19 protein-coding genes are annotated in these 18,404 nt (G+C 61.3%); 8 read left to right on the plus strand and 11 right to left on the minus strand.

Going from position 1 to position 18,404, the window contains the following annotated elements:
- Positions 1 to 5 precede the first annotated feature (5 nt).
- On the minus strand, positions 6 to 560 hold the full coding sequence (locus HU759_RS14145) for a UPF0149 family protein (protein ID WP_186618105.1): 555 nt from the start codon (positions 558 to 560) through the stop codon (positions 6 to 8).
- Positions 561 to 601: 41 nt separating this feature from the next.
- Positions 602 to 1,891: a chloride channel protein gene (locus HU759_RS14150; protein WP_186618107.1), complete on the minus strand. Its 1,290-nt coding sequence runs from the start codon at positions 1,889 to 1,891 to the stop codon at positions 602 to 604.
- Between the two features lie 192 nt (positions 1,892 to 2,083).
- On the opposite strand from HU759_RS14150, the gene HU759_RS14155 reads away from it, so the two are divergent.
- Positions 2,084 to 2,896 (plus strand): crotonase/enoyl-CoA hydratase family protein, encoded by an 813-nt coding sequence (locus HU759_RS14155; protein ID WP_017139109.1) that lies wholly within the window; start codon positions 2,084 to 2,086, stop codon positions 2,894 to 2,896.
- 5 nt (positions 2,897 to 2,901) lie between these two features.
- Positions 2,902 to 3,735, plus strand: coding sequence for an NAD(+) diphosphatase (gene nudC / locus HU759_RS14160; protein ID WP_017139108.1), 834 nt, complete (start codon positions 2,902 to 2,904; stop codon positions 3,733 to 3,735).
- Here the strand turns inward: nudC and HU759_RS14165 are convergent.
- The 3 genes from HU759_RS14165 to HU759_RS14175 all read right to left on the minus strand — a co-directional run bounded on the left by HU759_RS14165 (position 3,703) and on the right by HU759_RS14175 (position 6,529).
- Positions 3,703 to 4,482: a TSUP family transporter gene (locus HU759_RS14165; RefSeq protein ID WP_186618109.1), complete on the minus strand. Its 780-nt coding sequence runs from the start codon at positions 4,480 to 4,482 to the stop codon at positions 3,703 to 3,705. The genes nudC and HU759_RS14165 overlap by 33 nt on opposite strands.
- A 263-nt stretch (positions 4,483 to 4,745) precedes the next feature.
- Positions 4,746 to 5,465 carry a phosphatidylcholine synthase gene (gene pcsA / locus HU759_RS14170; RefSeq protein WP_017134682.1) on the minus strand — a complete coding sequence of 240 codons (720 nt, stop codon included), beginning with the start codon at positions 5,463 to 5,465 and terminating at the stop codon, positions 4,746 to 4,748.
- A 149-nt stretch (positions 5,466 to 5,614) separates the two neighbouring features.
- Positions 5,615 to 6,529, minus strand: coding sequence for a class I SAM-dependent methyltransferase (locus tag HU759_RS14175; RefSeq protein WP_186618111.1), 915 nt, complete (start codon positions 6,527 to 6,529; stop codon positions 5,615 to 5,617).
- 191 nt (positions 6,530 to 6,720) lie between these two features.
- Here HU759_RS14175 and mdeB point away from each other — a divergent pair, with 191 nt between their 5' ends.
- Positions 6,721 to 9,399, plus strand: coding sequence for an alpha-ketoglutarate dehydrogenase (mdeB, locus tag HU759_RS14180; RefSeq protein WP_186618113.1), 2,679 nt, complete (start codon positions 6,721 to 6,723; stop codon positions 9,397 to 9,399).
- 7 nt (positions 9,400 to 9,406) lie between these two features.
- Here mdeB and HU759_RS14185 read toward each other — a convergent pair whose 3' ends face one another.
- Positions 9,407 to 10,270, minus strand: coding sequence for a LysR family transcriptional regulator (locus HU759_RS14185; RefSeq protein ID WP_099548300.1), 864 nt, complete (start codon positions 10,268 to 10,270; stop codon positions 9,407 to 9,409).
- Positions 10,271 to 10,382: 112 nt separating this feature from the next.
- Between HU759_RS14185 and HU759_RS14190 the strand changes: the two genes are divergently transcribed.
- Complete coding sequence (locus tag HU759_RS14190; RefSeq protein ID WP_099548301.1) at positions 10,383 to 10,991, plus strand: LysE family translocator; 609 nt, start codon at positions 10,383 to 10,385, stop codon at positions 10,989 to 10,991.
- 8 nt (positions 10,992 to 10,999) lie between these two features.
- Here the strand turns inward: HU759_RS14190 and HU759_RS14195 are convergent, their stop codons facing one another.
- Complete coding sequence (locus tag HU759_RS14195; protein WP_138452528.1) at positions 11,000 to 11,488, minus strand: DUF1289 domain-containing protein; 489 nt, start codon at positions 11,486 to 11,488, stop codon at positions 11,000 to 11,002.
- 130 nt (positions 11,489 to 11,618) lie between these two features.
- Positions 11,619 to 12,869: a ribonucleotide-diphosphate reductase subunit beta gene (locus HU759_RS14200; protein WP_005788524.1), complete on the minus strand. Its 1,251-nt coding sequence runs from the start codon at positions 12,867 to 12,869 to the stop codon at positions 11,619 to 11,621.
- A 248-nt stretch (positions 12,870 to 13,117) separates the two neighbouring features.
- Here HU759_RS14200 and HU759_RS14205 point away from each other — a divergent pair, with 248 nt between their 5' ends.
- Positions 13,118 to 13,585: a GNAT family N-acetyltransferase gene (locus HU759_RS14205; protein WP_017138438.1), complete on the plus strand. Its 468-nt coding sequence runs from the start codon at positions 13,118 to 13,120 to the stop codon at positions 13,583 to 13,585.
- 7 nt (positions 13,586 to 13,592) lie between these two features.
- On the opposite strand, the gene HU759_RS14210 is transcribed toward HU759_RS14205, so the two are convergent.
- Positions 13,593 to 14,696, minus strand: coding sequence for a DSD1 family PLP-dependent enzyme (locus tag HU759_RS14210; RefSeq protein ID WP_186616980.1), 1,104 nt, complete (start codon positions 14,694 to 14,696; stop codon positions 13,593 to 13,595).
- A 70-nt stretch (positions 14,697 to 14,766) separates the two neighbouring features.
- Here HU759_RS14210 and HU759_RS14215 point away from each other — a divergent pair, with 70 nt between their 5' ends.
- Positions 14,767 to 15,393 carry a PAS domain-containing protein gene (locus HU759_RS14215; RefSeq protein ID WP_017135455.1) on the plus strand — a complete coding sequence of 209 codons (627 nt, stop codon included), beginning with the start codon at positions 14,767 to 14,769 and terminating at the stop codon, positions 15,391 to 15,393.
- Here the strand turns inward: HU759_RS14215 and HU759_RS14220 are convergent.
- Entirely contained in the window at positions 15,381 to 15,761 is a 381-nt protein-coding gene (locus HU759_RS14220) for a RidA family protein (RefSeq protein ID WP_017135456.1), read from the minus strand. The genes HU759_RS14215 and HU759_RS14220 overlap by 13 nt on opposite strands.
- Positions 15,758 to 16,723 (minus strand): threo-3-hydroxy-L-aspartate ammonia-lyase, encoded by a 966-nt coding sequence (locus HU759_RS14225; protein WP_017135457.1) that lies wholly within the window; start codon positions 16,721 to 16,723, stop codon positions 15,758 to 15,760. Before HU759_RS14225 ends, HU759_RS14220 begins: the two co-directional genes overlap by 4 nt.
- A gap of 173 nt (positions 16,724 to 16,896) precedes the next feature.
- Between HU759_RS14225 and HU759_RS14230 the strand changes: the two genes are divergently transcribed.
- Entirely contained in the window at positions 16,897 to 17,415 is a 519-nt protein-coding gene (locus HU759_RS14230; RefSeq protein WP_017135458.1) for a sigma-70 family RNA polymerase sigma factor, read from the plus strand.
- A complete protein-coding gene (locus HU759_RS14235; RefSeq protein ID WP_099549891.1) occupies positions 17,412 to 18,332 on the plus strand; it encodes a FecR domain-containing protein in 921 nt (306 codons plus the stop codon). Before HU759_RS14230 ends, HU759_RS14235 begins: the two co-directional genes overlap by 4 nt.
- Positions 18,333 to 18,404 lie beyond the last annotated feature (72 nt).

Consider the following 18,404-nt stretch of genomic DNA (forward strand, 5'->3'; position numbering starts at 1 on the left):
CGCTGTTACCGCTGGGCCAACCAGTAGTCATGCAGCGCCCGCGCGGCGGGTTCGATGGCTCGAACCCGCTGCTGGTGGGCGTTTACATCCAGGTCGGCCGGTAGTTCGAAGTTGTCCTGCTCGGCGCACCAGGAAATCTTCTCCAGCAGCGCCGCCTGTTCGGCCGGCAGTTCTGGCCATTTGCCAATCGCGGCGCCACGGATATAACCAAAGCACCATTCCTCGGCAAGCGTGACGGTTTGACCTTGGTGCTCGGTGTCATCGAAGCGCGCCTCGAAGCCTTGCGCATCGGTGGCCAATTGCGCCGCCAGCGTATTCATATGGTGCACGCACAGCTCGAGGAAGCGCTGGGCTTCTTCGACGTTTTCCCAGGCCGGGTTCTGCCCACCCCAGATCGCCGGGAACCACTCACCCACGTCCACCTGTGCCGGGCTGGAGACCAGCGCGGTGAAGTAGCCGTCGAGTTCAGCCAGGTTCAGCACCGAATGATCGTCGCCGTATTTCAACAACGTTTCGTCGATGAAGTCGAAATCGGCAGGGGTGAGGGGTTGGGCGAGCATGGGCATATCCTTTAAACGTCGAGCGCCGCGAAGTGGGCGGCTTAAAGCGCAGAGGATGGCGCTTGGGCGGGCTTTTTTCCACTTATTTCCCAGCGCTGACACAGCTTGCTCACGCACATCGAACCCACCACCGCCAGAATGATCGGCACCAGAAAGTCATGCTCGATGCGCGTAAATTCGGCCACCAGCACAATTGCGGTCAGCGGCATGCTCATGCTGGAGGCCAAAAACGCCGCCGCGCCGATAATCGCAAACGCGCCGAGCGGCACCCCGGGCCACACCAGGCTCCAGGCACCGCCGAGCAGAATCGCCAGCAGCGCGCCATTGGCCAAGCCCGGCGTCAGCAGGCCACCCTCGGCGCCCGCGCGCAGGCTGCTCGCAGTGATCAGCACCTTGACCAGCAGCAGGATGGCGGCCAGGCCTATCGTCAGCTCATTGTCGAAGCCCAGTTGCGCCGGGCCTTTGCCATTGCCCAGTATCTGCGGCAGCAGCATCGCCAGCCCGCCGATAATCGTGAAGTTGATCAGCGACATGACTGGCAGGCGCCAGCCGCGCGCGGCGTTGGCCCTGGCGGCGCCGGTAAAACGGCTGAACCCATAAGCGGCCACACCAAACACCGGCCCGCACACTACCGCCCAAGTGATCAGCAACGGGCTCAACACAAAATGCGGCACTGCATATTGCGATTCCGCACCCAGCCCGATCCACGCCACCGAAGCGCCAATCGCCGAGGTCGCCAGCGCAATCACCGCCGCCGGCCAGCTGAAGGCGCCCACCAGCACTTCCAGCACAAAGACAGCGCCGCCCAAGGGCACGTTATACACCGCCGCCAACCCGGCACCGGCACCGCAGGCCACGATCAAACGGTGCATGTGCGGTTCCAGGCGCGCGCGTTGTGACAGCCAGGTCGCGGCCAGCGCGCCGACTTCACGCGGCGCCACTTCACGGCCCAATGGCGAGCCAAGCGCCACGGTGATGATCTGCAGCACGGCGTGGGCGAGGGTGGTCTTGGGCGGCATGATCGGCATCTTTTCAGACACGGCCTGTTTGATGCTCACCAGCGGGCGACCATAGCGATAAATCGTCCACCAGCCCAGCCCGGCGACCAGGCCGCACACCACCAACACCAGCAGACGGCGCTCCGGTGCGGCAGCGGTGACGCCCCACAAAAAGGTTTCGTGGCTGACCAGGCTGTCGAGGCTGTAACCGTAGGCCAGGTGCTGGATGCCATGCAGCAGTAACGCCAGCAGCATCCCGCCCAGCCCGGCGCCAATGCCGGTCAGCACGACCACCAGGGCCAGAATCAATGATGAACGAAAGGTGGACGGCATAGCGGGCTCCAGGCAATGGCCCTGAGTGTATAGCCGATAAAGTGCGGTGCCTGGGTGAAATGTATCGGCAGGTCATAAACCCCGCGCCCACAACATTTCATTACTTTTGCCAGTCCCGTTTTTGGCCGATGCGCCGTCATGCTCCCTTGTTATAGTTCGAGCCTTATTACTCGCCAGTCAGGGATCACTGCCATGTCCGAATACCAAGCTTTCATCGTCGAACTCACCGGCAATGTTGCCCATGTGCAGATCAACCGCCCGGAAAAGATCAACGCGATGAACGCGGCGTTCTGGACCGAGATCATCGACATCTTCCAATGGGTCGAAGACACCGACGCCGTGCGCGCCGTGGTGCTCAGCGGCGCCGGCAAGCATTTCTCGTCCGGCATCGACCTGATGATGATGGCCTCGGTGGCCAATAGCTTCGGCAAGGACGTGGGCCGCAATGCACGCTTGCTGCGGCGCAAGATCCTCGAGCTGCAAGCCTCGTTCAATGCCGTCGACACCTGCCGCAAGCCGGTGCTGGCGGCGATCCAGGGTTACTGCATTGGTGGCGCCATTGACCTGATCAGCGCCTGTGACATGCGCTACGCCGCCGAAGGCGCGCAGTTCTCGATCAAGGAAATCGACATCGGCATGGCCGCCGACGTCGGCACCCTGCAACGGCTGCCACGCATCATTGGCGACGGCATGTTGCGTGAACTGGCCTACACCGGTCGCCCGTTCGGCGCAGAAGAAGCGCGCAGCATTGGCCTGGTCAATCGTGTGTATCCCGATCAGGACAGCCTGTTGGCCGGTGTAATGGAAATCGCCCATGAAATCGCGAGCAAATCACCGATTGCCGTGGCCGGCACCAAAGCCATGATCAGTTATATGCGTGACCACACAGTCAATGATGGTCTGGAATACGTTGCCACCTGGAACTCGGCTATGTTGCAATCCAACGACCTGCGCGTGGCCATCGCGGCCCATATGAGTAAGCAGAAACCCGAATTCGTGGATTGACTGACATGACCCCAGGCTGGATTACCACAACGCTGCTGGACAACGACGCCCCTGGCGGCTGGGCCGTCGCCCGCAGCCGCGAGGGCTTTTTGCATGACACCAACGGGCCGCTGTTCCCGCGTGAATGGCTCAAGCGCCAGGACCTGTCGGTGTTCGCCGAACACGGCATCGGCCACCTTGACGGTGAGCCTGTTTACTTGCTGGAGCTGAACGCGGCGGCCGAGGTGCCAGGTTGCAGTTGGCAGGGTTTGCGCGGCTTTATGTTGCAGGGCGACCACACCCTGTACAAAGTGCTGGGCTACGCCGCGCAGATCGGCACCTGGGCGCGGGAGCATCGGTTCTGTGGCAGTTGCGGCCAGGCCATGGTGCAGGTGCCGCGCGAACGTGCGATGTATTGCCAGGCCTGCGACCTGCGCAGCTACCCACGCATTTCGCCGAGCATGATTGTGCTGGTGACCCGTGGCGACGAGATTCTGCTGGCGCGGTCGCCGCGTTTTGTCACGGGTGTGTACAGCACGCTGGCGGGGTTCGCCGAGCCGGGGGAGTCGGCCGAAGACTGCCTGATCCGTGAAGTGCGCGAAGAAGTGCAGGTGGAGGTCAAGAACATCCAGTACATGGGCAGCCAGTGCTGGCCGTTCCCGCACTCGATGATGCTGGGCTTCCATGCCGAGTACGCCGGGGGTGACATCGTGCCCCAGGCTGATGAGATCGAAGACGCGCAGTGGTTCAACATTCACGACTTGCCGCCGTTGCCGGCGTCACGTTCGATCGCGCGTTACCTGATCGACCTCTACCTGGCGCGCCGTTTAGGCCACGCTGAACCAGTGTTGCCAGGCTAGGCGCACCGTCAGGCCGAGGACCACGGTGATAAACACCGGGCGAATGAATTTGGCGCCGCCGCTGATTGCGCTGCGTGCGCCAAAGAACGCGCCGCACATTACCGAAACGCCCATCGCCAGGCCGACGATCCAGTCCACCGAGCCATTGAAGATAAACACCGACAGCGCCGCCGCGTTGCTCACGAAGTTCATGCTGCGCGCCACGCCGCTGGCTTTGACCAGGTCGATAGGGTGCAGCAGCATCGTGCTCACCGTCCAGAACGCACCCGTGCCGGGGCCGGCCACGCCGTCGTAGAAGCCCAGGCCGAAGCCTTGGGTCGATTGCCATTTCTTCTTGATCGGTGCGTCGGCGTCCAGCGGCGCCTTGGGCGTGCCGCCAAACAGCAAATACACACCACAGGCGAACACGATCACCGGGAGCATTTTGTTCAGGGTTTCGGCGGGCAGGTAGTGGGCGACCACGGCACCCGCCAATGCGCCGACCAGCGTGCCGACAATGGCGTGTACCCATTGGCGCGGGTGGAACAGCTTGCGCCGGTAAAAGGTGAAGCTGGCGGTGGCGGAGCCGAAGGTCGAGCTGAGCTTGTTGGTGCCCAGCACCAGGTGCGGTGGCATGCCGGCGGTGAGCAATGCCGGTGTGGTGAGCAGGCCGCCGCCGCCGGCGATGGCGTCGATAAAGCCGGCAACAAAGGCCACGCAGGCAAGAATGGCGAGGGTGGTCAGGTCAACGCTGAGTTCGAAGGGCATGGGCAGGGCTTATTATTGGCAGGGCGCAGAAAAGGGCTGCGCCAAAGACCGGTATCTTACTTGTATCTTGTTGTTCTACGCGATCCAAATGTGGGAGCTGGCTTGCCTGCGATAGCGGTAGGGCAGGCCCAACTGCTGTAACTGACCCGACGCCATCGCAGGCAAGCCAGCTCCCACCTTTAAACCGTGCCCGCCTGGCTGTGATCGTTCCCACGCTCTGCGTGGGAATGCCGCCTCTGACGCTCTGCGTCTGCTCTGGATCTTCAGCTGTGACGTTTGTCCAGCCACTCCAACGCCGTGCGCCACACACAAATCCCCAGAAAATACGCCGACATCACCGACCACAACCCGAACGTCCACGGGTTGGTATTGGGGTAGTCCACCACCATCAAGAAGCTGCACAGCAACCAGATGGTGGTCACGGCGATGTTGATCGGCATAAAGCGCTTGACCCGGAAGGGGTGTAGAAACTTCATCGGTGTCACGGTCAGCAGCGCCAGGCCGATCACTGTGGCCAGGGTCACCCAGGCGTCCGGCTGGATGATGTAAACGCACAAGGCCACCACATTCCAGGCCGCGGGAAAGCCGACAAAATAGTTGTCCTTGCTCTTCATGTTCACATTGCAGAAGCAGAACAGCGACGACACCAGGATCACCGACACGGTAAACAGGTGGGTAAAGTCCGGCAGGTCGATATAGCGGTAGATAAACAACGCCGGAATAAACACATAGGTCAGGTAGTCAATCACCAGGTCCAGCACCGAGCCATCAAAGCTGGGCAGTACCGTGCTGACATTCACCCGTCGCGCCAGCGAGCCATCCACGCCATCGACCACCAGCGCCAGGCCTAGCCACAGCAGGCAGGCCTTGGGTGAGTTTTCCAGCAATGCCAGGGTGGCCAGGAACGCCAGCACCACACCGGTGGCGGTAAAGCCGTGGGCGCCCCAGGCTTTGAGTCTGGCTACATGCAGGGTCGATATCACGGGCGGCTCTCCAAAAGATGAAACAGGGCAGCCGACGACGTAACGCCGTCGAGTCTGGCCGGGGAATGCAGGTATCGACCGGGAAGGGAGGTATAAGGTTCACCGCCCCGGCGTATCACTTAGCGTAGCAAGGGTCAGACGTTTCGGCATCAACCCTGACGGAACACCAATGCCTTCAAACCGCTCTGCGGGTCGACATCGGGAAATTCCGGCGGGTTTTCCAATCGCTGCACAAAGCGCAGGCCCGGTGCTTCGCGGGTTACGCCGTCAATCAGGAAGTCTTCACCTAAGGCCGGGTCGTTCATGCAGGCCAACACCGTGCCGTGGGCTGTGAGCAAATCCGGCAGGCGGCGCAGCACGCGTTGGTAGTCTTTGGTCAGCAGAAAGCTGCCTTTCTGGAACGACGGCGGGTCGATGATCACCAGATCGTAAGGGCCGCTGTTCGTCACCTTGGCCCACGATTTGAACAGGTCGTGGCCCAGGAAGCTGACGTTACTCAGGTCATGACCATTGAGGCGATGGTTGTCGCGCCCGCGACTCAAGGCGCCACGGGCCATGTCCAGGTTTACGACATGGTCGGCGCCGCCTTCGATGGCGGCCACCGAGAAACCACAGGTGTAGGCGAACAGGTTGAGCACGCGCTGGCCCTTGGCCTGTTCGCGCACCCAGTTGCGGCCGTAGCGCATGTCGAGGAACAGCCCGCTGTTCTGTTTTTTACCCAGGTCGATCAGGTAGCGCAGGCCGCCTTCGGTAATGGTCAGCTCGTCAACGGCTTCGCCCGCGAGCCATTCAGTGGTGCTTTGCGGCAGGTAGCGGTGTTGCAAGGCGACGGTGTAAGCGCTGAACTGCGTTTGCAGCAGTTGTTTAAGGGCTTCGAGCTGCGCAGGCTCGGGTTCCTTGAACAACGAGACCAGCAGCACGCCCTGCAACCAGTCCACCGTCAGTTGCTCCAGGCCCGGCCAGCAGCGGCCACGGCCATGGAACAGGCGCCGGGTTTCACTCGGCGGGTTAGCCAGGGCGGTGAGCAAATGGGCGTGCAGGGTAGCGAGTGCGTCTGGGTTCATCGTTGAGCGTCAGTCGTTGAGCGGGCGGCATTTTAAACACAGTTGCGGTGCTTCGTCGTGTTTGAGCACAACGTGCTGCAAAAAAGATGATTGGCAGTGATTCATGCTCAAAATTCTTGAACCTGCGCTTGATAACAGGCAAAAAATCCTCAGGCACCGACATAAACTGGAAAAAAAGCCCGGAGGTGCCCATGAACGGTTTCGCGAGTGCAGTCAATCACACAGCCCAAGACCCGCAAGAACTGGATGAGTGGCGCGACGCCCTGGCCTCGCTGGTGGCCAATGCCGGGCCAGAACGGGCGCGCCAGATCCTCGACCTGCTGGCCCGCGAAGGCAGCGCTGCGCCCATCGACTGGAAACCGCGCCACGGCACGCCCTATATCAACAGCATCAGTGTTGAGCAGCAACCGGCGTTTCCCGGTGACCTGGCCACCGAAGAACGCATCGCCTCGCTGGTGCGCTGGAACGCCTTGGCCATGGTGGTGCGCGCCAACCAGGCGTATGGCGAACTCGGTGGCCATATCGCCAGTTATGCCAGTGCGGCGGACTTGTTCGAAGTCGGCTTCAATCACTTCTTCCGGGCGCGCAGCGACACCTTCGGTGGCGATCTGGTGTTCTACCAGCCGCATTCCGCACCGGGTATATATGCCCGTGCTTATCTGGAAGGGCGCCTGACGGAAAACGACCTGGCGCACTACCGCCAGGAAATCGGCGGGCCAAAAGCCGGCGCACGCGGCCTTTCCAGCTACCCGCACCCGTGGCTGATTCCGGACTTCTGGCAGTTTCCCACCGGCTCCATGGGCATCGGCCCGATCAGCTCGATTTTCCAGGCGCGCTTCATGCGCTATCTGCAACATCGCGGCTTGCTGGACACCACCGACCGGCACGTCTGGGGTGTGTTCGGCGATGGCGAAATGGACGAGCCGGAAAGCATGTCGGCCCTGACCCTGGCTGCCCGCGAAGGCCTGGACAACCTGACCTGGGTGGTTAACTGCAACCTGCAGCGCCTCGACGGTCCGGTGCGCGGCAACGGGCGCATCATCGACGAACTCGAAGCCTTGTTTGCCGGTGCCGGCTGGAACGTGATCAAGCTGGTGTGGGGCTCGGACTGGGACGCCTTGCTGGCCAAGGACACTGACGGTTCACTGGTGGAAACCTTGTCGAACACAGTCGACGGGCAATTCCAGACCTTTGCCGCCAAAGACGGCGCCTATAACCGCGAGCACTTCTTCGGCCAAAGCGCGTCGCTGGCGGCCCTCGTGGCGGGCATGAGCGACGAGCAAATCGACCGCCTCAAGCGCGGTGGCCACGATATGGTCAAGATCCACGCTGCCTACCATGCCGCGCGCCGGGTAAAAGGCCAGCCCACGGTGATCCTGGCCCAGACCAAAAAGGGCTTCGGCATGGGCGAAGCCGGGCAGGGCAAGATGACCACGCACCAGCAGAAGAAGCTCGATCGCGACGCGCTGCTCGCTTTTCGCAATCGCTTCCAGTTGCCGCTCACGGATGCGCAGACCGAATCCTTAAGTTTTTTCAAACCCGCCGAGGACAGCGTTGAACTGCGTTACCTGCATCAACGTCGGCACAAACTCGGCGGTTATGTGCCAAGCCGCAGCCCGCTGGCCGCACCCGTCAGCGTGCCGCCGGTGGCGGGTTACGCCGGTTTCGCTACGGCAGCCGAGGGTAAGGAGATGTCCACCACCATGGCGTTTGTGCGCATGCTCACCAACCTGCTCAAGGACAAGGCTCTCGGCCCGCGCATCGTGCCAATCGTTGCGGATGAAGCACGCACCTTCGGTATGGCCAACCTGTTCAAGCAGATCGGCATCTATTCCAGTGTTGGGCAACGTTACGAACCGGAAGACATTGGCTCGATCCTCAGCTACCGCGAGGCCACCGACGGGCAAATTCTCGAAGAAGGCATCAGTGAGGCCAGCGCCATCAGCTCCTGGGTGGCGGCCGCCACCAGTTATTCGGTGCATGGGCTGCGCATGTTGCCGTTCTATATCTATTACTCGATGTTCGGCTTCCAGCGCGTCGGCGACCTGATCTGGGCTGCCGCCGACCAGCGCGCCCGTGGTTTCCTGCTCGGCGCCACCGCCGGGCGCACCACCCTGGGCGGCGAAGGCTTGCAGCATCAGGACGGCAGCAGCCACTTGGCAGCCGCGACGGTGCCCAACTGCCGCGCCTACGACCCGGCGTTTGCCGGCGAGTTCGCGGTGATCCTCGACCACGGTATGCGTCAGATGCTGGAGCACGATGTGGACGAGTTCTGCTACGTGACCCTGATGAACGAAAACTACCCGCAACCGACGCTGCCGGCAGGCGTGGAGGCGGCGATTATCAAGGGCATGTATCGGTTGCAAGGTGCTGCGGATGCCAAGGTACGCCTGCTGGGTTCCGGCACGCTGGTGCGTGAGGCCCAGGCAGCCGCGCAGTTACTGGAGGAGGATTGGCAGGTGGCGAGCGAGGTGTTCAGCGTGACCAGTTTCAGCGAGCTGGCACGGGATGCGCGAGAGGTGGAGCGCTGGAATCGGTTGCATCCTCAGGATATGAAGCGCTCCAGTCATGTAAATGCATGTTTGCCTAAAGGTGTACCGGTGATTGCGGTGTCCGACTATGTACGGGCGGTGCCGCAGATGATTGCTTCGTATCTGGACAGCAGCTACACGGTGTTGGGCACCGACGGCTTTGGGCGTAGCGATACTCGGGCAGCGTTGCGTGATTTCTTTGAGGTGGATCGCTATCACATTGTGCTGGCGGCGCTGACGGCGTTGGTGGAGCAGGGCCGTCTGGAACCCGAGGTTTGTCAGCAGGCGATCGAGCGGTATGGCGTGCAGGCGGAGCGCGAGCCTTCCTGGACCTCATGAACCCCTGTTAAGCCTGCTGCCTCAGTGAGCTGATGATGAATGCATGCAGGCTATCAACCGCTTCAGACCCGCGCGAGGCCCGGCTTCGCAGGATTGAAACCTCCATGGGTTCAATCCTGCCCAAGCCGTGCTCGCTGCCCAGAACCTGAAGCGATGCCTGCACGGTACATTGGGTGATTGCGGCAATCGCCAGCCCACCTTCAACGGCGGCTAGTTGGCCGGCAAGGCTGGAGCTGTTGTAAACCACCTTGAATTCACGTCCCTTTTGGCTCAGTGAGTTCACCGCATAACGTCTGGCCAGGCTTGCACTTTCGTAGACGGCGATAGGTAGCGGATCGCGCCTCCACAGTTCGAACTGGGGCGAACCGACCCATACCATGGGTTCCTTAAACAGAAAAGTGCCGCTTTGAGGGGCGTCACGCGACACGAGTGCAAGATCAAGGTCGCCGCTGCGCACACGCGGGATGAGTGCGGCCGACTGTTCGCAAGTCAGTTCTATTTCCACACCCGAATAGCGCGGCAAAAAACGCTTGAGCACCGGCGTGAGATACATCGCCGCGTAGTCTTCCGCAACGCCAAGGCGGATGCGTCCGGTCAATTCTTCACCGTGAAAGGCCGCTTGGGTCTCGGCGTGCAGTGCGAGCAGGCGCCGGGCGTAGCCCAGCAGTAACTGACCGTCCGCCGTCAGTTGAAGGTGACGCGGGCCACGGCTCAACAACTGCCGCCCCAGCGCTGCCTCCAGTTTTTTCATTTGCATGCTGACGGCGGACTGCGAGCGGTTGACCTCATGGGCCGCGCCAGAGAGCGAGCCGGCATCCACCACGGCCACAAAGCATTTGAGCCAATCGATCTGCAAATTGCTGGCAGGCATCCAGGTGACCTCTATTCGTTAATCGAATGGCTGTGACGTGAATTATGCGCTTTTCAAGAGGTTTGTTCACCCGCAAAATCCTCGCCTCAACCCCTGCCTGCTGGATTTGACCATGCCATTCGACACCTGGTTGCTTTACCTGGTTACCTGCTGCGGCATCGCTATAGTGCCAGGGCCCAATGCGTTATTAGTGCTGACCCATGGCGCCATTCACGGGCGTCGCAAAACACTCTTCACGATTTCGGGCGGCGTACTCGGATTTGCCGTGGTGCTGTCGTTTTGCGCTTTAGGCTTGGGGGCACTGATCCAGGCGTCTGCCACCTGGTTCACGGCACTGAAGGTGGTTGGCGGGCTGTACCTGATCTGGCTGGGGTTTGGGTTGTGGCGCTCGGCGCCTGTGAGTCTTGAGGCAGCCGTTACGACCAGCCTGCGAAGCTGGTCGCTGTTTCGCCAAGGGCTGGTATCGGCGATTTCAAACCCCAAGGCGCTGCTGCTGTTCACCGCCTTCATTCCACCTTTTCTGGACCCACACCGAAGCCTCATCGCGCAGACGGCCGCTATTGCGCTGACTTACGCCGTGGTGGAGTTTGTTGTTGAATATCTGGTGGCCAGCGCAGCACATCGGGTCAGGCCCTGGTTAGCCCGAACCGGACGCCGATTCAATAAAGTCTGCGGTGGTTTTTTTGTGCTGTTCGGGTTAGCGCTGCCTGTCCATAGCTGACGGCAAGTCTAGAAGGTGGCGATCAGTGCTGGCCCAAAGGCTTCTTTCAAAAAGCCCGGCGCGATATAGCGTTCGTAATGCGCCTCGGACAGCAGGAAAAACTCGCGGTCAATCGCATCACGCAAATCTGCCAGGTGACGCTCGCGAAACTCCGGCAGCAGCGCCAGCCCATACGCGTCCAGCTTGGATATCACCCGCGCGCCCCGGGCAATCAGCTGGTACGCCCAGCAGTACGGCGACTGGTGTGGCATAAAGCGAATTTTGCGGGTTTCAAGTTGCTGGCGCAAAAGCTGCGGGTCAAACACCTCAAGCTTGCTGGCCATCACCTGCACCAGCAACTGTTCCAGGCGCAGCCACACCGCCTGTTTTTCCTCGGCGTTGTAGCCATTCCACTGGATGACTTCATGGTGATAACGCTTGCAGCCCCGGCAGACCAGGTCGCCGTAAACGGTGGAGCACAGGCCGACGCAGGGCGTTTTGATGGTTTGGTTGGGCATAAAGTTTGTACGCAAGTCTAAAAAATACCGCTAACCCATGTGGGAGCGGGCTTGCCCGCGATAGCTGAGTGTCAGCCAATATATGCTTAACTGACCCGCCGCCATCGCGGGCAAGCCCGCTCCTACATTTTTAATCCCAGCTCAGCGCGCCGCCAGTCTGGTACTCGATCACACGGGTTTCGAAGAAGTTTTTCTCTTTCTTCAAGTCCATGATCTCGCTCATCCACGGGAACGGGTTAGTCGTCCCTGGGTACTCTTCTTTCAGGCCGATCTGCGACAGGCGACGGTTAGCGATGAACTTAAGGTAATCCTCCATCATCGCCGCATTCATGCCCAACACCCCACGCGGCATGGTATCCCGCGCATATTCAATCTCCAGTTGCGTCCCCTGCAGAATCATCTGGGTCGCTTCTTCTTTCATCTCGGCATCCCACAAATGCGGGTTTTCGATTTTGATCTGGTTGATCACATCGATACCGAAGTTCAGGTGCATCGACTCGTCACGCAGGATGTACTGGAACTGTTCTGCCACGCCGGTCATTTTGTTGCGGCGGCCCATGGACAGGATCTGGGTGAAGCCGCAGTAGAAGAAGATGCCTTCCAGGACGCAGTAGTAGGCGACCAGGTTGCGCAGCAGTTCTTTGTCGGTTTCGACGGTGCCGGTTTCGAACTTCGGATCGGAGATCGAACGGGTGTATTTGAGGCCCCAGGCGGCTTTTTTAGCCACCGATGGGATCTCGTGGTACATGTTGAAGATCTCGCCTTCATCCATGGCCAGGGATTCGATGCAGTACTGGTAGGCGTGGGTGTGGATCGCTTCTTCGAAGGCCTGGCGCAGGATGTACTGGCGGCACTCCGGGTTGGTGATCAGGCGGTACACGGCCAGTACCAGGTTGTTCGCGACCAACGAATCAGCAGTGGAGAAGAAGCCGAGGTTGCGCATGACGATGCGGCGTTCGTCGTCGGTGAGGCCTTCGGGGTTTTTCCACAGGGCGATGTCGGCGGTCATGTTGACCTCTTGCGGCATCCAGTGGTTGGCGCAGCCGTCGAGGTACTTTTGCCAGGCCCAGTCGTACTTGAAGGGCACGAGTTGGTTGAGGTCGGCGCGGCAGTTGATCATGCGCTTTTCGTCAACGGCGACGCGGGCGGCGGAGCCTTCCAGCTCGGCGAGGCCTTCGGCGACGTCGAGTTTGTCCAGGGCGGCCTTGGCGCGGATGATCGCGGCCGAGTCGTTGGCGGTCACGTTGCGCGCTTCCAGAGCAGCAGCGGCGCCGGCACCGTCAAGGCGGTCCATGTTGGCTTCGCTGGCGTGGCCGGCGTTGGCGCCTTTGATCACCGCTGCACCGGTGTCTTCGTTGTCGACTTCATCCCAACTCAACATTGAAATTCTCCTTCCTGGTACTCGAAAAATAGGTTTTTGCAGGCTTCAAGGCATTGAAATACTGCGCAGAGTGTGGTCGGTAAATACCGATACTGCACACTATGTAGTGGTGATTTGTGTTTGTGGGCACACTATATGGTGTGTAACAAAACAGGTCAACGCACAAGATGTGCGGTCTTGGGTCGCGGCACATCGCCGGTTGAGCTATAAAACCTGGGTTCATTGGCTGCCGGTGGAATTTCAAGGGAATGAAAAACGTACTGATCCGATCCGCCCTGCTGGACGACGCGCAAAGCATCTTCGAGGTGCATAAGCATTCCGTCGAAAACCTCTGCACGGGCGACTACGGCCCCGAGCAGATCGCCATGTGGCTCAACGGCCGCTCACCCGCGACCTACCGCGAGGCCATTGCTGCCGGCAACCTGTGGCTGGCACACACCGACAGGCTGCAGGGTTTTATCGAAATCGACGGCCATGAAATCAGCAAACTGTTTGTGCGCGGCGATGCCGCCGGGCAGGGCATTGGTGCGCGCCTGCTCAATGAGGCCTTGCAGCGCATCAAGAACGCCGGCCATGCCAAGGCCTGCCTGGAAGCGACCCTCAACGCCGAAAACTTCTATGCCGCCTTCGGGTTTCGCAAGGTCGGCGAGGGCACCTTCAGTCGGGGCAACAGCCCGGTGTCCATCGAGATTATCAAGATGGAGCTCGCGCTGTAGCGGGGGGCTACCAACCACGCAGCCGCTCCCAGACCTGCACGTCACCGTTGTGCAACACTGCGTTGTAACTGCCGAACTGCGCCCCCGTGGCGCAGGCATGATTGGGCAGAATACGCAGGCGCGTACCGAGCGGAAATTGCGTCACCACATCCACGCCGCCCGCTTCGAACCGCGCCACGCCATGTTCTTGGTTGGCACTGCTCAACAGCAAGCCGTCGATCAACTCCCCGTGCTCATTGCACACCTGGCCATAACCAAAGTCGCGTTTTTGCGCTTGCGTGCCGCGATCCCGGCTCATGGCCATCCAGCCGGCATCGGTGATGATCCAGCCTTTTTCCGCTTGATGGCCGATCACTGTGGTCAGCACGCTCAAGGCCAGTTCCTCGGTGCGGCATACGCCGATGTTGTGCATCACCAGGTCAAAAAACGCATACACACCCGCGCGCAGTTCGGTCACGCCTTCAAGGCTCACGGCTGACAATGCGGTAGGCGTGGAGCCGACACTGACCTGATCGCAGGCCATCCCGGCGGCACGGATACGTTGCGCCGCTTCAACGCAGCGTGCGCGTTCCTGTTCGGCGATGGCCTGCAACGCTTCAGGCGTATCCAGGCCGTAGCTTTCCCCTGCGTGGGTCAATACGCCGACGAGGCTGTCTCCGAGCAATCGGGCGATGTCGAGCAATAACGCGTCCTGCGGCTTGACCCCGGAACGGTGGCCGTCGCAATCAATCTCGATCATCACGGCAAAGGTTTCACCCTGCGCGGCGCCGAAATCGACGATGGCCCGGGCGCCGGCGAGGCTGTCGGTGATCAGCGTCAGCGCGCAACCCCGGCGGCGCAGCGCCAGGGCCTGGGGCAGTTTGTGCGGGGCCATGGCGACGGCGTAGAGGATGTCCTGGATGCCCAGCTCAAAGAAATATTCGGCTTCCTTGAGCGTCGATACGGTGATGCCACGGGCACCGGCCGCTATCTGCGCGGCCACCACTTCGGCGCACTTGTGGGTTTTGACATGGGGGCGCAAATGCACACCCAGGCTGTCGGCACGCTGTTGCATGCGCTGGATGTTGCGCTGCATTTTCACGCTGTCTAGCAATGCTGCTGGGGTGTCCATGGTTAACGCTCCACAAGGGCGGACAGCGGCCAAATTGACGGCCTGTCCAGGACTGGATATGTTGTCTTGCATGAAAAAGACCTCTCCCGAAGAAACCACCCTGATCAGCCAGCTCGAACAGATTGCCGAAGGCTTGAGCAAAACCTTCAGCCCGTTCTGTGAGGTCGTGCTGCACGATTTGCGCGACCCGCAGCAGGCGATCCTGGCGATCCATAACAACCTCTCCGGGCGCTCGCCGGGCGACCCGACCACCGAGTTGGGCCTGGCGCGGATTGCCGACCCCGACTACCCGCAGATCATTGCCAACTACCGCAACCAATTCAGCGATGGGCGCCAGGTCAAAAGCACCTCGATCGGCATCAAGGACACCAGTGGCAAGTACGTCGCGGCCTTGTGCATGAACGTCGATCTCTCATTGTTTCGTGGCCTGCAGGGCATGCTTGAGCAATTTGGCTCGGTCACTGGCGACACCCTTATTGAATCCCTGGAGCCGTCCGGCGCCGATGTGATTCGCACCCGCATCGACCAGTTCGCCGCACGCCTGGCCACCACCCCGCGCGCGCTCAAGGCGGCGGATCGACGGCTGTTGCTGCAAGAGCTCAAGGACTCGGGCTGCATGGACATTCGCCGGGCCATGGAGACCGTGGCCGCGCACCTGGGCGTGTCACGGGCGGCGGTCTACACCTACGCCAAGTAGCGCGCCACAGCTTCAATCTCCACCAGATAACCGTGGTGCAACTCGGGCACCGGCACCACCGCGCGGGCAGGGCGGTGCTCGCCCAGCGCGGCGGCGTAAATGCGGTCGAATTGCGGCCAATGCTGAACCCCGGCCACATACACCGTGACCTTCACCAGATCCTGGGGCGAGCCGCCGGCGGCTTTCAAGATGGCCAGCAGGTTAGCCAGCGCCAACTGGGCCTGTTCGGCAAACGATGCTTCAAGGTTGTGGCGCCCCTGCGGGCTCACCGGTAATTGCCCGGAGATATACAGCGTGTCGCCGTGGCTGACGGCCTGGGAGTAATGCCCGGCGGGCGCCGAGGCGGCCTCGGTGTGGATGATGTTCATGACGCCTCGCTGAGCAACGCGGCGTAGCGCGCGATGTCGACATTGCCACCAGTGACGATAATGCCCACGCGCTGGCCCTTGAACCGCTCGCCCAGCTGGCGCAACGCCGCCAGGCCCAGGCAGCCGGTGGGTTCGACCACCATTTTCATGCGTTGCATAAAGAACTTCATCGAGGCCACCAATTGCGCGTCGGAGACGGTGAGGATGTCGGTGACCTTGTCGCGGATGATCGGGAAGGTGTAGTTGCCCAGGTGTTGGGTTTGCGCACCGTCGGCGATGGTCGCCGGGGTGTCGATGTGCACGATGCTGCCGGTCTGGAATGAACGCTGGCCGTCATTGCCTGCTTCGGGTTCAACGCCAAACAGCTGGCAATCGGGTGCCAGCGCACGGGTCGACAACGCGGTGCCCGAGAGCATGCCGCCACCGCCCAGGCCGACGAACAGGGCGTCCAGAGGGCCGGTGAATTCCAGCAGTTCCTTGGCGGCCGTGCCTTGGCCGGCAAGGATATGTGGATGGTCATACGGTGGGATCAATGTCATGCCGTGTTCAACTGCCAGGGTGCGGCCTATCTGCTCACGGTCTTCGGTGAAGCGGTCATACAGCACCACGCTGGCGCCATATTCCCGGGTCGCGGCCACTTTGGCGGCCGGCGCGTCGGTGGGCATCACGATGGTCGCCGGCATGCCGAGCAATTGGGCGGCCAACGCAATGCCCTGGGCATGGTTGCCGGAGGAGAACGCCACCACCCCGGCCTTGCGCTGGTGTGCGTCAAACTGCGACAGGGCATTAAACGCACCGCGAAACTTGAACGAGCCAGCGCGTTGCAGGTTTTCACACTTGATGAATACCTGGGCACCGGTTTCAGCGTCGAGGGTGCGTGAGGTAAACACCGGCGTTTGATGGGCAAAGCCTTGCAGGCGTTGGGCGGCGGCGACGACATCTGAATAGTCAGGCAATTGCATGGGCGGACCTCGTGGGCGGATATGGATAAAATATCCATATCAAGACAAATAGTAAAGGATGGCTTGGCACCCAGTGCATAAACGCAATGTTGAAAAGAGCGTGGTGATCAGCAGCGATATTAAATAGAATGAATCTCATTTGAGACTCACTCGCGCTGCGCAGGTTGCTTTTCATGACTGATGCTGTTGCCCCGACCCATACTGGCGAAATGACCCTGTCGCGTTTGTACCGCGACCATCGCAGCTGGCTCGAAAGCTGGTTGCGGCGGCGCCTGGGCAATGCCTGGGATGCGGCGGACCTGAGCCAGGACACCTTTGTGCGGGTGCTGGCCAGTGCCCAGCCGATTGCGCAGATGCAGGAGCCACGGGCGTATCTGGTGACGGTCGGCAAGCGTTTGCTGGCCAACTTTCATCAGCGCCGCAGCCTTGAGCAAGCCTATCTGAAGGCGCTGGCGAATTTGCCCGAAACCTGCGTGCCGTCGCCCGAGCAACGCTGGCTGGTGCTGGAGACCTTGCACGCTCTGGATGAGTTGCTCGACGGTTTGCCGCGGGGGGTGCGGCGCGCGTTTCTGTGGAGCCAGTTGGAAGGCCTGGGTTATCGCGAAATTGCCGAGCGGCTCGACGTCTCTGAGCGCACGGTCAAGCGCTACATGGCCCAGGCCTATGAACATTGCCTGTTGGTGGCCCTATGAGTCACGAGGTTGCGCGTGCTGCGGCGCAGTGGTTGGCGTTGTTGGAGTCCGGAGCGGCCACCGAGCGTGACCACGCCAATTTGCAGGCTTGGCGCGACAGCCACCCTCAGCACGAACAGACCTGGCAGAAAGCCCAATCGCTGCGCCAGCGCTTGCGTGACTTGCCCCAGGCCGTGGCGATGGCCAGCCTCGACCGCCCGCAACCGGGGCGACGTGCATTGCTCAAGCGGGCCTTGGGCGTAGCGGCGCTGGTGCCGACCGCCTGGCTGATCAGCCGTCAGTTGCCCATCGAGGCATGGCGGGCTGATTTGCACACCGCCACCGGCGAGCGCAAACGCCTGCCGTTGGCCGATGGCAGCAGCCTGCAACTCAACACGGCGACGGCGGTGGATGTTGACCTGGCACAGCGGCGCATCACGCTGGTGGACGGCGAGTTGGCGCTGACGGTGCCAGGCGCGGCAGCGATCAGTGTGCACACGCGCTACGGCCAGGTAGAGGTGAGCCAGGCTGAAGTGTGCGTACGGCAATTGGCGTCCGGCTGCCGCGTGTCGGTGTTCAAGGGCGCGGTGCAGGTGCGTGATCTGGCCGGGCAATTGACGACGTTGGACAGCGGTCAGCAAGCCTCGTTAAAGCCTCGCGGGCTAAGTGCCAGGGCGGCGTTTGATGTGCAGCAACTGGGCTGGCGTGACGGTGTATTGACCGCACAGAACCAACCCTTTGGGGATTTCCTGCGTGAGCTGGAACGTTACCGCCCTGGCGTGTTGCGCTGGGACCCGAGCCTGGAAACGCTGCGGGTCACCGGCAGCTTTCGCCTGGATGACACCGACCGCATCCTCACACTGCTGGCCCAGACCCTGGGGTTTGAGGTGCGAGCGCGCACGCGGTATTGGGTGACACTCAGCCGAACCCTGGCTTGACGCTTCACGCTGGCCATCAGGCTCCTAGTGGCAGAGGCTTGCCACAACAGGTGGGCTTGGCATAACAGTCCT

The organism is Pseudomonas sp. OE 28.3, from assembly GCF_014268205.2.
GTDB classification, from domain to species: domain Bacteria; phylum Pseudomonadota; class Gammaproteobacteria; order Pseudomonadales; family Pseudomonadaceae; genus Aquipseudomonas; species Aquipseudomonas edaphica.